General features: G+C 38.4%; 12 protein-coding genes. 2 read left to right on the top strand and 10 right to left on the bottom strand.

Going from position 1 to position 13083, the window contains the following annotated elements; translation table 11 throughout:
• Positions 1–49 precede the first annotated feature (49 nt).
• The 3 genes from JMW39_RS03720 to JMW39_RS03710 form a co-directional block, all read right to left on the bottom strand.
• Entirely contained in the window at positions 50–568 is a 519-nt protein-coding gene (locus JMW39_RS03720) for an IS630 family transposase (protein WP_265088443.1), read from the bottom strand.
• The gene (locus tag JMW39_RS03715; protein WP_320157908.1) at positions 543–911 is read right to left on the bottom strand and encodes an IS630 transposase-related protein; all 369 of its coding nucleotides are present in this window, start codon (positions 909–911) and stop codon (positions 543–545) included. The genes JMW39_RS03720 and JMW39_RS03715 overlap by 26 nt, the downstream gene beginning before the upstream one ends.
• Positions 912–1120: 209 nt before the next feature.
• Entirely contained in the window at positions 1121–1861 is a 741-nt protein-coding gene (locus tag JMW39_RS03710) for a sulfite exporter TauE/SafE family protein (RefSeq protein WP_265088439.1), read from the bottom strand.
• Positions 1862–2571: 710 nt separating this feature from the next.
• Between JMW39_RS03710 and JMW39_RS03705 the strand changes: the two genes are divergently transcribed.
• Positions 2572–3372 (top strand): XAC2610-related protein, encoded by an 801-nt coding sequence (locus tag JMW39_RS03705; protein ID WP_201543949.1) that lies wholly within the window; start codon positions 2572–2574, stop codon positions 3370–3372.
• A gap of 71 nt (positions 3373–3443) precedes the next feature.
• Here JMW39_RS03705 and JMW39_RS03700 read toward each other — a convergent pair whose 3' ends face one another.
• The 6 genes from JMW39_RS03700 to JMW39_RS03675 all read right to left on the bottom strand — a co-directional run bounded on the left by JMW39_RS03700 (position 3444) and on the right by JMW39_RS03675 (position 10341).
• On the bottom strand, positions 3444–4280 hold the full coding sequence (locus JMW39_RS03700) for a tetratricopeptide repeat protein (protein ID WP_227679225.1): 837 nt from the start codon (positions 4278–4280) through the stop codon (positions 3444–3446).
• A gap of 105 nt (positions 4281–4385) precedes the next feature.
• Positions 4386–5609: a tetratricopeptide repeat protein gene (locus tag JMW39_RS03695; protein ID WP_201543948.1), complete on the bottom strand. Its 1224-nt coding sequence runs from the start codon at positions 5607–5609 to the stop codon at positions 4386–4388.
• Positions 5610–5906: 297 nt separating this feature from the next.
• Positions 5907–7559 (bottom strand): WG repeat-containing protein, encoded by a 1653-nt coding sequence (locus JMW39_RS03690; protein WP_201543946.1) that lies wholly within the window; start codon positions 7557–7559, stop codon positions 5907–5909.
• A 640-nt stretch (positions 7560–8199) separates the two neighbouring features.
• On the bottom strand, positions 8200–8685 hold the full coding sequence (locus JMW39_RS03685; protein ID WP_201543944.1) for a hypothetical protein: 486 nt from the start codon (positions 8683–8685) through the stop codon (positions 8200–8202).
• 297 nt (positions 8686–8982) lie between these two features.
• Positions 8983–9735, bottom strand: a complete 753-nt coding sequence (locus tag JMW39_RS03680; RefSeq protein WP_201543942.1) for a hypothetical protein — start codon at positions 9733–9735, stop codon at positions 8983–8985.
• A 216-nt stretch (positions 9736–9951) separates the two neighbouring features.
• Complete coding sequence (locus JMW39_RS03675; protein ID WP_201543940.1) at positions 9952–10341, bottom strand: hypothetical protein; 390 nt, start codon at positions 10339–10341, stop codon at positions 9952–9954.
• Between the two features lie 1316 nt (positions 10342–11657).
• Here JMW39_RS03675 and JMW39_RS03665 point away from each other — a divergent pair.
• Positions 11658–12509: a leucine-rich repeat domain-containing protein gene (locus tag JMW39_RS03665; protein ID WP_201543937.1), complete on the top strand. Its 852-nt coding sequence runs from the start codon at positions 11658–11660 to the stop codon at positions 12507–12509.
• A gap of 242 nt (positions 12510–12751) precedes the next feature.
• Here JMW39_RS03665 and JMW39_RS03660 read toward each other — a convergent pair whose 3' ends face one another.
• Positions 12752–13030: a peptidylprolyl isomerase gene (locus tag JMW39_RS03660; RefSeq protein WP_201543935.1), complete on the bottom strand. Its 279-nt coding sequence runs from the start codon at positions 13028–13030 to the stop codon at positions 12752–12754.
• Between the last annotated feature and the right edge of the window lie 53 nt (positions 13031–13083).

The raw sequence follows: 13083 nt of genomic DNA, 5'->3' as shown, positions 1-13083 counted from the left end.
AATATGCTTAGTTTACCAAGTTTATTTGTATGGTTTCTTCAGCATATAGTCAATTCACAATAAAAGAAATACAGCCCATATCCTGGAATAGTTTAGGCAGATTATTCTCCATCCAGCCTTGGCGTAGAAACTTTGCCTGTGCCCATTTTTTCTCAATGGGGTTTAGATCAGGACTGTAGTGTGGTAGCCATAGAATGCGATGACCATGCCTGTTCAGTAGTTTCTGGATACGTTTATTCTTGTGAAAGCGGGCATTATCCATAATGATCACGCATTTGGTTTTAAGACTTGGAATGAGCGTGTGTTTGCACCAGTGGTAGAATATGTCACCATTAATATTCTGCTCAAAGTAATCAAGCGCAAACAGTATCTTGTCATACAGAGCACCGATGACGTTAGTTCGCTTTTTTGCTTGCCAGTTGTAGCTATCGATACAGGGTTTGCCTATCGGTGCATAGCCATGAGAACGAATGGTTTCAGCCTCAAAGCCGCTTTCATCCATATAAATAATGGGATAGCCTTGCTGTATAAAACTATCAAGTTTACTCTGATAAGCCGCTCTTTTTATCAGACACGCTTTTGGATGCTCTAAGGTCTTTTTTTTGACTGATACCTAGACGTTTTAAAGCAGTGTGCATGCCTGTCTTACTACAGTTGAAGCGCCTAGCTCGCTCGTACAGATAATCATCAGGATATTGTTCAACGTCTTTTAACAGTGCTTCATTCAGTATTTTAGTCGGTGGCTTATCCCGAGTTTGTTTGATACTTGAATCTTTGAGCCAGCGCTGTAATGCGGTTTTGCTAATATTATAAAAAGTACAAGCCTGACGGATACTCATGTCTTTGTTTTTGACACTTTTAATCACTTGTGCTCGAAAATCTGCTGAATAGGTCATTTGTTCTTCTGCCATTTCGCTTGTTTTAAAACGATTGTATCTTATTTAAAAAGAACTGACTATAGCTCAGCTATATAGATTCCAAAGCTTAATTAGATATCATCATTAACAAATTTAACCTGTTCCTAATATGATTTTAGGTTGATCTAGGCAACATCTACTTAATAATGGATTTGTAGTGTGCAAAATTACCACCAATATAGCTATGCCTTCTTTATAAGTAATTAAGTAGCTGCATTAACCATCAGCAGTGCTCCAGTTATCACCAATAATCCATAAATTAATTGCCGGAAACGCTTCTCGTTTAGACGGTTATGCAGGTATTCCCCTAATAGAACACCGACCACTAGCAATGGCAGATAGAAGACAAGACGTGGCAAGCTAGGAATCAACGTGCCGTCAATCAGAAATAGCACTGATAAACAGCCATTTAATGTAAACCATACAAACAACAGAGTGGCACGCATGCGACTCTTGTCTAATTTTATGCCACCCAGGGCATAAACTAGTAACGGACCGCCTGATGCGAAAAGACCGTGCGTAATGCCTGCGCCAAAGGTTAACGCTCGACTCAGCATCAAAGTATGTGGGACGATTTGTATACCGCGATACATACGCCAGAGCTCACGACTGGCAAACCAGAACACCAACGCGCCAAACAGCAGTTTGAGTAAAGAGTCACCAAGCCAAGGTCGCAACCCGTATCCAGCCAGTGTCCCTAATATCATTAGCGGCAAAATTAGTTTAAGTAATACGGGCCAGTAGATATGACGACGATTACGCCAGACCAAATAGCCGGTCATTATAACGTTGAGAGGCACCACCAACGGCATCATTTGATTTATTGGCAGTATCAACGCCCCTAGGGAAAGCGCTATCACTAAGCTGCCAAAGCCAGTTATTGCTTCTACCGTGTAGGATACCAGAATGAAAAAGCCCAGCCAAACCCAAGGATCGAAAATCAATTAAAGTCCCTTATTATAATTCGTTGGCAAAGCGCTTACGCATTTAGTGCAATTATAGAGCAAAAGTATTTATAGCTAAACCGAGTCCTAATATTGCGGACTGCATTAGGATATTTATTTATATTCAGCCTTTACTGCTGCTCACTAAGTTAGTTGCCGTCATGATCAATCAACACTACTCTCTAAGCAATAAAAGATATTTAGTCGACTTATTAAACACCGAATGATTAAATGTATATTGATTTCCATACAACGTTAAACCAAACCATGCATTTTTCTGTCACTGCTGTGCACAATCTGCCCTTTAGCAAATATAGGTCACATACCTCACAACTGTTCCTCACTTAACCTATGAAGTATATTGGTCCATAAATAAGAGCTGACTGATCCAGATCTCAATCTGCCTATTGTTTAGCACAAATTCCTATATCCATATTAAAAACCCCATAAATCATAAAGTCTTAACCAGCCCTATTAACAATAAACGCTCGGTGAAGCTAATTGAACAGCGCTATAATAAAAAATCAGTGCAAACAAGGAAGGTGAGCACAGTATATAGATCTTGTTTAATCGATAAATAAGATTTGGACGTATAACCACACAAATGCATTATAGGGAGATAGGCGATGTCAAAGCTTCGATCGAAATGCCAATATATTACTTTCAAAAGTCATTTAAGCTGCTTCATATTGCCAGCGCTACTAGTTAGTATGATACCTAGTACACAAGCAGCTACTCCCACAAAGGCAACTTCGACCAACAAATCTGCTATTACAAAACCTGTCGAGCTAATCACGGATGTCATCACTTATGCCGAGCGTGATTGGCGCTCAGATGATGGAAAATTCTTATTAACGATATATTCAGGGGTGTGGAATCCGCATGGCACCTTATTTTATCTAAACAAAGAGGGCGGTGTATCAGTCGAAGGATTTCAGAAAGGCTTGAATATAACCTTAAAATCATATGATCCAGAGCTTGGTTTAGAAGCGCCACCAGAATATGCCATCGATGGCACCCTAAATCTGCGTAATAATACCTTAGTAGGAACAGTCACCCACTATCCTGAGGGCAAAGCGACAATCAAAAAAACCACTTTTGCCCCAGCAATTCCTGTTAAAACGTATCCACAGTTTGTCTTTAAATATTATGGCGTCGACGATGAGCGTTGGTATCGCTCTGCCATTACCCAAGTTGATGTCATTAATAAAGATACGAATAAAGTGGTGCAGAAGTTAACGGGTTTTAAAGCAGCGGCGCACAGTACCAGATATGTGGACATGAACTACGACGGCTATTTTGATCTGGTATTAAACGTCGCAGAAGGCGATCACAGTGATAAATATATTTACTGGCTCTATGATCCACAAAGCAAAAAGTTTGTGCGTAATAAAACATTGGAGTCAGTTTTAGGCTATGCAACACGTTATCCGCATAAGCAACTGGCACGCTTTAAAGACGACACTCTCAAACGTGTAGAGGGTCAATGGAAAAGAGTGCCCTGCTGCTAGACATGCTAGATATACACTGCTGCAGATGTCTGTTAGCTATTTTGGACGGGATATATCTTGATTAAAAAATCTTAATGACGGCGCAGCTCTTTCGCATTTAGCCTCCTATCATAAGCTTTGCAGCCTTTTGCATAACCGTTATTACAAGCGATTTGATACCACTCTTGTGCTTCGATTTTATCCTTAACAACGCCTTTCCCCGCTTCATACATCACCCCAAGGCGATATTGAGAACTGGCATCATCTTGATCAGCAGCGTCTCGGTACCACTTCAGCGCCATATTATAATCTTGACTAACGCCTTCTCCTTCCTCAAACATCAGACCTAGATTATATTGTGCGTCTGAAAAACCTTGCTCCGCAGCTTTTTGATACCATTCAAAAGCCTTCTCATAGTCTTGAGGTAAGGCGACGCCTTGGTAGTAGCTTATTCCCATATTATACTGACCGACTGCGTCTCCTTGGTTCGCAGCCTTCGAATACCACTCAAGGGCTTTGGCATAATTTTGAGTAACCCCTTTACCACTATAGTACATTGATCCAACGGTGGCTTGAGCCGAGGCATAACCTTGGTTAGCAGCTTTTAGATACCACTCAACCGCCTTTGCATTATCTTCTGCCATACCATAAGCATTTTTATACATCCAACCAAGGTTATATTGCGCGTTTGCATATCCTTGATTAGCAGACTTTTGGTACCACTTAAAGGCTTGGGCATAATCTTGATCTATGTCTTCGCCGTAGTCGTACATTAGGGCAAGGCGGTACTGGGCATCAGCATACCCTTGTTCCGCTTTAAGCTTAGTGGTTGCAAAGTCTGCGGCTATTACTGGCACAGCTAACGCAAGCAATAAAGCTAAAATCGTTACTGTATGAATAGAAACCGTTTTCAGCATAGAGACAGTCATAGCTTATCCTTAATAATACAGACACTCATAATGATAAAGATTTTGCCTAGATACAGCGGATATGCGGAACGCTTTATTAATTTAGTGTTCTCGAAAAGACAGCGGTTACTGATTGCAGCTCATTTCTACTCCATTCCCACAAGCTTTATTTAACCATGTATCAGCTTGGGATTTATCTTGCGCTACCCCTCTGCCATAGTTGTACATCTTGCCGATGACATATGCTGCCATCGAATCACCTTGCTTAGCGGCTTTGAGATACCAGTTAAACGCTTGCTTATAATCTTGCTTTACACCATAGCCATTCTCAAACATCCAGGCCAGATTATATTGGGCTTCAGATAAGCCTTGAGCGGCGGACTTTTGATACCACATCACTGCTTTCGCATAATCCTTAGCAATACCACTGCCATTTTCATACATGACCCCAAGATTATTTTGCGCATCGACTTGTCCTTGTTTGGCCGCTTTTTGATACCACTCAAACGCTTTACTATGGCTTTGAGCAACGCCTTCGCCATGACTGTACATGACTCCAAGGTTGTATTGAGCTTCGTCATAACCTTGATCGGCTGATTGCTGCCACCACTGCCTAGCCTTGCTATAATCTTGCTCAACCCCTCTTCCAAAGTAGTACATCGCTCCGAGAACGTACTGGGCTTTTACTTGTCCTTGATCAGCTGCTTTGGTGAGCCATTCAACAGCTTTGCTATAATCTTGTGTTATCCCATCACCTTCGTGATAGAGAACGCCAAGTTCAAACTGAGCATTCTCATTACCTTCGTTGGCGGCTTTGGTAAGCCATTCAATCGTTTTAGCTTGATTTTGAGGTCTGCTTTCTCTATTAAGGGTTAGAAGCTGCAAGTTATTCTTGGCACCATTATTCCCTTGAGAGGCAGATTTTAAGTACCACTCTATGGCTTTGCTATCACTCTGCTCGACCCCTTCCCCTTTGTGATAAAGAGCACCAACATTGAACTGCCCCTTAGCATCACCTTGCTCTGCTGCTTTCAGATACCACTCAAACGCTTTACGAGTATCTTGCTCAACACCTTTGCCTTTATCATATAATTCGCCAAGATTATTTTGAGCCTCAGCATTACCTTGAGAGGCAGATTTTAAATACCAATCGAATGCCTTGGCATAATCTTGCTCAACGCCTTTACCCATATAATATTTAAAGCCAAGCCTATATTGAGCATACGCATCATCTTGCTCTGCCAACGCTTGAGTCGTAGCAAAGTCTGCACTAACAGCTGGTAACGTTAATCCCAGTGATAAGCTCAAAATCAACACGTTATAAATAATAGACGTTTTAAATCTAGTCATGACTACCACTCTCCTTACGAAAAGCAAATATCTAAGCAATTAAAAGCAACAGCAACTTCTTAATTCTAGCTATATTTAGCTTGATTGGATATTGATATTATATATCTTGTAAAACTACCATTCGATTAACTGCTACTAGCAACAGCTTAAAAAGCTTGTAGCAGCTTATACAAGAGCTCCGAGAGATTACGAGATTGTCGTAATCTCTCAGAATGGTCAGTCTCTGCCAATACTTGGTCGGTTCAGTTGTCCGATCTTTTTGTAGTGGGTAGCCAATAGTAGTACCATTATTTCTCACTATTTAAAGGTACAAGTAACTTCATCATCATTCGCATCTATGCTTCGTACTTCCAAGTTTAGATTCTCGTTTTCAGGTTTAAAAAACTCTTCTAAGCTTCTTGCTATACCAAGTTCTGCTCGCGCACTCGAAGTATTAAGCATAGTGACATCGTAAATATAAAAAGGTTGAAATCCTTTCTTTTGCCACTTATAGAACTTCTGACTAAAGATTGAATCAACATTACAATTAGAGGGAATAAGACTTAGGTCTTTTTGATTAAAAAGATCACTAGCATGATAAACTCCTTCAAGGTGTTCGCTTTCTAATGCACTTTGATCTGATGATATGACGATAATATTTGGCTGATTTTGACTACCATAAGCTGCTATCCAACCGGTATCACTTAAATCGGCACTAATAGAATAGTTTGAGGCTCCAGAATCGTCGTTTTTGACCGGTTTTTTATTAAACCATTCTTTTGCAGAGGGTATCGCCGCTAGCTTATCCCATGTCCAATTTTCATTAGGTTTTAAAGCGAGATAATCAGTTATGGCGATGAATTGCGGGGCACCAGAACTCTTCGCATCTAGAGTCTCCTCATCTAAGTTATCAGCCTCATCATCGAGTTTATTATCAGTAGTACCTACCCCATCCGGGCATTGAGTCTCCTTACCCTTTTTATTAATACAGAAGGTACGACCCTCTTTATCATTAACGACAGCAATACCATTATTAAAATCTATTAGACCTTCACTATCATCCCAATAAGCCTTGATAAACTGCATGGGGATTACAAGCTTACCTGTCTTATCAATGTATCCGTATTTAAGGTTGTCACTGTTTTCTTCGTAGCTAAAGACAGCAGCCAAGCCATCTGAGAAATCATTGACAATTTCATATGCTAAATTTATTGTGATAATCGCTTTGTTTTTTGTATCAACATAACCCCATTTACCGCCCTTCTTAACAGCGATGAGCGACTCGCTTAAGTTGCCCATACTTTCATACATAAAAGGTATAACCACCTCATTCTTTTTATTAATCAGTCCATATTTACTTTCATAATCTTCTGGATCTTTAGGTGGACGAGCTGCTGTGGCGAATCCATCATGGAAATCAGCTAAAGCTTGGTATTCAAACGGGATAACGGTTTTACCTTGTTTATCAATAGCGCCATAAAGATCTTCAACACTGACAATAGCGAGTCCGTCAGAGAAACTACTTGCCCACTCGTACTTTGGCTCTATGACTACCTTACCCTTTGTGTCAATAAAACCGTACTTATCGTTTTTACTGACAGCAGCCAAGCCTTCTGAGAAGTCATTGAACGCTAACGATTCTCCACCCTCTCCTGCCACTATCGCATCAAACTCAAACGGAATAATTAATTGTCCGTCTTTATCGATATAGCCTACTCTATTGGTTTTATCATATCCATCGTTACTCTGCTTAATGACCCCTGCAAGTCCGTCTCTTAAGCAACCGACTTTGTCATAGCCCTCTCCATCAGGTATAACGCACTTTTCTTCTTTTTTATCATTTTCAACTTCAGCAGTATCGACTGCCTTTTTTTCACTTACTGACGATGGCGTCACTTCAGCATTATTTTTGTCACTACATCCTGATATGGCGAGAAGGCTAAAAACTAAGGGTAAATAGATAGGTTTCAATGCAACGGTCCTTGTTAAGTGGGGATATTTAGAAATTTGAGGTTGATATAAATATTTGATAATAATTTCTAAGATTATGATTGATCATTTTTGAGTCGTAAAAGCTATAAACTTCTGGAGTCATATAACTATCACTTTTAGATTTAGCAGTATGCAAAGGCTGAAACGTTTAGCGGGCTTTATAAGGCTAGATTAAGCCCTTATTTAAAAGATAACTAGATTGATATTAACGATTTTGAACTGGCAACCCTCTAATGGATAGACTGGTTTAACAAAAAACGACTACATAGCAAGATTAGTTATGTGCCAACTTTCGAGTTTGAAAAATAGTATTATGTTAGTTTAGTCCTGTCACGCACCGATGCCTAACTTAAGTTAATCAGCCTCCGATAAAGTCGGGGCAGTTCAAAAATGTTACCTGTGAGTCTTAGTAGATATTTTTACAATCTAAGTAAAACAGTAGTAAATTTCTAATGAAATTGCATTTAAGAAAGCTTCAAAACTTGTATATGATGAAGTTCTGAGGCTTTCTTAAATCTACTGATTTATGTAGATAAGCTTATTAATATAAAGACTTGAGCATAATGATACTTTTTTCATCCTCAAACTTACTCTTCATTAATCGTTCAAAATAGCAATTCTACCAATCACAGGTGATAGTTTTTTGTTTTGTATTGAAAATCAACGATCTATTCCGTTGGTCATCTGACATTTTTACTTCATATCCACTGGCATTATTTTCTAGCACCTTCATGTGTACTGGATTAATTTTTGGTAGTTTGAATTTTGGACGTAAAGTCTTGAACTTATTATCTTTAAAAAATAGTGTTAAATGTCCCCATTCGTAACCTGATAGTACTTCAATCTTTACCAAAGGCATACCGAATGCTGTGGAATCTTTCAAAGTATAAGTAATGATAATTTCGTCACGCTCATCATTGTTATCACCTTTCACTTTTTTACTGGCAATTGAAGCCTTGTAGCGATTGGGTATATCGGTATACTGAAGATCCTCATCACATCCTAACAACATTGGCTTTAAATACGGTGTCCAGTCTGTGGCAGCGTTTACAATAGTTGTTTGACCTAAAAACGCAATACCCAAAATCATTAAGGATTTTTTCATTTCTCTTTACTCTTATATTATGATTGTTTAATTGGTGTTAATTTTTAAAAATCTATTTAAATTATCTTAAATAAATTCTACTGCCTATATCTTTGAAAGCTATCTATAAACTACTAACTATCTTAGGATGCCAACATACTTTGCTGTAGAATACTGAAAAACATATCATGGTAAAGTTGATACCTCTATCGAAAGTACTATCTATTACTTTAGTTTCAGCACAGCTTAGTAGGATAACTAAAAGCAAGTATATATCTTATAATTTAATTCGTTAGCGTTCAAAATATTGAATAAATATTAGAGCTCAAAAGTACAAGTTATTTCATTACCATCATCATCAGAAGCTATTAAATTAGGATACATATCTCTGTTTTCAGGCTTATAAAACTCTTCAAAGCTTTTAGCGATACCAAAATCTTTAGATGTACCGGAATTTCCTTCATCTGTCATTGTAAGAACATAAAGAGGCTGATAGCCTTCTTTTTGCCATTTGTAAAAATGCTGGGAAAAAGAAAAGTCTTCGTCTGTATCACAATTAGACTCCACACGCGTTAATTCTTTTTCTCTAAATAGATCTTCAAGCTTATAAACGGCGCTTGTTGTTTCATCTTCTGCTATGCCCTGACCAGAACTAATATTAACTAAACTTGGTTTTGTTTTAGTACCATAAGCTGCAACATGGCTATGATCATCTAAATCACCAATGATGGAATAGTTAGTATCTCCATCTAAAGTGGGTGTTTTATTTCGCCATTCTCGCACACCAGGTATTCCAGCTAGCGTTTCCCACTGCCAATCAGTATTGGGATTTAAAGCGAGATAATCAGTAACCCTAGAAAATCTAGGCGGGTTTTTTTCTTCGACAACCACTTCTTCAATAACAACGACCTCTTCTTCAGCAACTACTGGCTCTACCGCATCCACTTCGACAACAGCCGAATCTTCCGTAGTAGCTTCTTGAGTTGATTCTGCTTTTTTATTGTCCGCACAGCCAGATAACGCAATAATACTGCTTATAGCCACCAATGATAAAACATGAACTGATTTCATAGTTAAGCTCTTAATGTTGTTAGAAAATAAGTTGAAGTGCTATAGGAAGAAGAGTCAGTCTTTAGCAAAGGATAATGGTTACGAATAAATCTTCATTAATGTACCGAGCGCTTTTGCAGCTTTAAACTCATAAACCTATGGATCTGCTAGACAAACAAAAAAAGTCGTCCATTGTTTATATGGACAACTGTTAATGGCTTAATAAAATGGTAATAGCTATTTACAGAATTTGGCAAAGAGGTTGTTCACTACAGGGCGAGGTAGTGTGTAATCAGCCATCGCTTCTTTTAAGCTTCTATAATCTGCATCACTTACTATGTTTGAATTTATTGGACTTGAACAACTAATGTTTAAAACTCCTCTAAAGGAGCTTGTTTTGCCATCAGCTGTTAAAGCAATCAGCAGATTATCTGGCTTTTTAAGATTAGCGCCTGTATAGCTCTCTATTGTCATAGGATATGCAGTCCAAGTAGTGGTATAGACACCACCGTCTTGGCTGGTATAGACATTAATACCATCTGAAAAACCAGGTGCCGCTAGTGCGCTAGTAGATACAAGAGATGGCAAGGCTAAAAAAGCTAAAGATAAAAAGTAAGTAAGTTTCATTACCGCTCCAATAATTGACATTCGTCGTAACTTCTTATTACTCTCATAATATAACACAAATGTTTTATATTGTTACGTAAACTTAATTAAATGTATTGAGTGACATATAAGGCTGATAGGCTAATTCCTACACTACCCTTTGATGTTTTATTTAGAAATTATGGATTAAATCAGAATCCTACAAATGAGATCTAGAAAATAAAAATATTTGAGCTAGAAATTGGTAAGATTACTAGCATTAGTGGATTTTTATTTATTTTAGTAAAATGTAGTGGTCAACTAATTTAGGACACCTGATAAGAGGTTTTGATTAAAGTAACGTTTCTCTTTTTCTAGCGGTGTTAAACAACCATTAAAACGGTGTGGCCTTACGGATTGATAATAAACCCACATATAATTACTGATGGCGATCTTAGATTCAGTAATATCCTCATAACCGCCCTTTGGCATCCACCCTGTTTTAAAGCCCCTGAAGAAGCGTTCAGTTGGCGCGTTGTCCCAACAATTGATCCCTGCTGTCAAATCCGTACAGTTGAACTCCAGAAATTTTGATGACGCAGCCTGACGACAAAAATCAAACCACACCTGTCTTGGCGATCTATATCTCAACAGAACCAGTCATTTCACTCTTTAAATCTCTTGATAGACCACTTAAAATAGACTGCCCTAATGGAAATACTTATAACAGACTGCCCCAGTAATATTAAAGACTCAGCATGCTGACACAATACAATAGCCTTCATTCGCTTTATTCTGCCAGTTAGATAAGGTTTGCATTGCTATGCCTCACTGCTTTGCAGTCGCTAAGATATTGTTATTCTCTAAGATTTCTTCAGCATAGCTTAATGTCACTTTTGACAAATGCTAAACAGATTGTTATGATTAAAAAAAATCGTGGGTTTACGGCTACTTCCAGCGCGATGAAAAACAAAGACTGGTAAAACGCACAACTCCTTTTCGCTCTGTAAGGTGACTGTGTCGTTTTAATTTGGCACAGACAGAGCAACAGGAGATTTCTTTATGACTACTTCTAGTCTATTGATTCCAAAATTCATACTTCTAAAATATTCTTCTCATACTCAGCTACTGAGTCTTATGAGAGCTTTCTGCTTTCCTGCTTTTTTAAGCCAACCCTTCAAACAGCTTCATAAAATGTTATCAGTTTCAGTTACTGATAGATCAAGCTATGTTAAAAATATGGCTTACCTTGGTTTTATTACTGTGCCCAACGACTTTGAAGTTTGACACATCACAATAAAACCCACTAAAAATTTGAATGCATTCACCTCATTTAACGATTATTAAAAGGTAACCTTATGACAGCATATAGCGATAAAACCAACCAAGATAACAACGCCACTCACAATCAAGATACGCGCGTTGAAGACTGGATGACAGAGATATGGGACTGGATTGATAACCATGATATAGGAGACAGCACTGTACCTCGTGAACCTGAAGCATTACGCCAGTTAGAGCGACTGGATTTGGGATATGGAAAATCCACAAGTTATAGCTATATTAATAAATCAGTATTACAAAGCGAAAGTGAGTCTACTGAGCCATTACCTGGCGCTATCGGCCATTTAAAAAACCTAAAGTACCTTAGGCTAAGAGGTTTTAATGAACTACCAGAAGAGATTGCTCAATTAGATAGCTTAGAGACGCTAGTTTATATGAAGTGCTCTTTTACCGAATTCCCAAAAGTACTTTGTAAGTTAAAGAATCTTAAATCGCTTAATATCTTTTCAAAAAGCTTAGAGAAGCTTCCTAATGAGATCGGTAATCTATCATCGCTGACCAGTTTTGATATGAGAGGAACGCAGATTCAGGAGTTACCAGACTCTATTTGCAATCTAAGCAAGCTCACAAGTATTCAACTGTGTGCTAATGAGTGTTTAAAGGCTTTGCCTGATAGTATAGGATATTTAACAAACCTTATAAAATTAGACGTGCGTGGTTCTGATCTAATCACCCTGCCAAGCTCGATAGGCAATTTAAATCAATTGAAAAGTCTTGGACTCTATCAAAACGGTCTAAAAACTTTGCCCGATAGTATTGCACACCTAAAAGCATTGGAACAACTGGATGTTAGTGAGCCTATTCTCTCGGGTGTATCAGAAGCTGTCAGTCGATTTTTGAGTAGTATAGGTGGTAAGGCTACTTAGACGATGTTGTATGTGAATACTGCAGTTATGCTTGCCCGATTGTAGTACGTGCATACACTCCTTATATGTGTGCAAACTCTAATTGGTTATGCATCATATGTGAGCATGCTTTGTAGTGGATAGACAGACAAAAATAAGTATTGATCACAAGAAAAGCCAGACAACTTAGTTGTCTGGCTTTTTTGTATATATCATCTATTAAAAATAGTTTAAGGCTTCTGTGCTACTAAAGAACCTAAGGCTTACGTCCGGTAAAGCACTTTAACCACATGCCAGCCAAACTTGGTTTTTACTAAATGTGGGGTAAAGAGTTCACCGTTGAAGCAGATCTTATCAAATGCCGGTACCATTTGGCCTTTTTTAAACTCACCTAAGCTGCCGCCTTTTTTAGCTGATGGACAGGTGGAGTGTTTCTTAGCAAGCACATCAAACTGCGCGCCTTTTTTAAGCTTGGCAATAATATCGTCAGCCAGCTCTTTGTCTTTTACTAAAATGTGTAGTGCGCTAGCGGTACGAGCCATAATGTAAACCCTTCATAAAATATCGATTATCAGAGTATTATATCACTGCTTAG

The sequence above is a fragment of the Psychrobacter immobilis genome (genome assembly GCF_904846175.1).
In the GTDB taxonomy this organism is placed as follows: Bacteria; Pseudomonadota; Gammaproteobacteria; order Pseudomonadales; family Moraxellaceae; genus Psychrobacter; species Psychrobacter immobilis_E.
The sequence above is the reverse complement of the archived record's forward strand: the minus strand, read 5'-3'. Positions and strand labels throughout refer to the sequence as shown.

Excerpts from the sequence above, each read along its gene's own strand:
- JMW39_RS03715 (WP_320157908.1), bottom strand. The coding sequence starts at position 911 with ATGGCAGAAGAACAAATGACCTATTCAGCAGATTTTCGAGCACAAGTG.
- JMW39_RS03705 (WP_201543949.1), top strand. The coding sequence starts at position 2,572 with ATGATACCTAGTACACAAGCAGCTACTCCCACAAAGGCAACTTCGACC.
- JMW39_RS03700 (WP_227679225.1), bottom strand. The coding sequence starts at position 4,280 with ATGACTGTCTCTATGCTGAAAACGGTTTCTATTCATACAGTAACGATT.
- JMW39_RS03695 (WP_201543948.1), bottom strand. The coding sequence starts at position 5,609 with ATGACTAGATTTAAAACGTCTATTATTTATAACGTGTTGATTTTGAGC.
- JMW39_RS03685 (WP_201543944.1), bottom strand. The coding sequence starts at position 8,685 with ATGAAAAAATCCTTAATGATTTTGGGTATTGCGTTTTTAGGTCAAACA.
- JMW39_RS03680 (WP_201543942.1), bottom strand. The coding sequence starts at position 9,735 with ATGAAATCAGTTCATGTTTTATCATTGGTGGCTATAAGCAGTATTATT.
- JMW39_RS03675 (WP_201543940.1), bottom strand. The coding sequence starts at position 10,341 with ATGAAACTTACTTACTTTTTATCTTTAGCTTTTTTAGCCTTGCCATCT.
- JMW39_RS03665 (WP_201543937.1), top strand. The coding sequence starts at position 11,658 with ATGACAGCATATAGCGATAAAACCAACCAAGATAACAACGCCACTCAC.
- JMW39_RS03660 (WP_201543935.1), bottom strand. The coding sequence starts at position 13,030 with ATGGCTCGTACCGCTAGCGCACTACACATTTTAGTAAAAGACAAAGAG.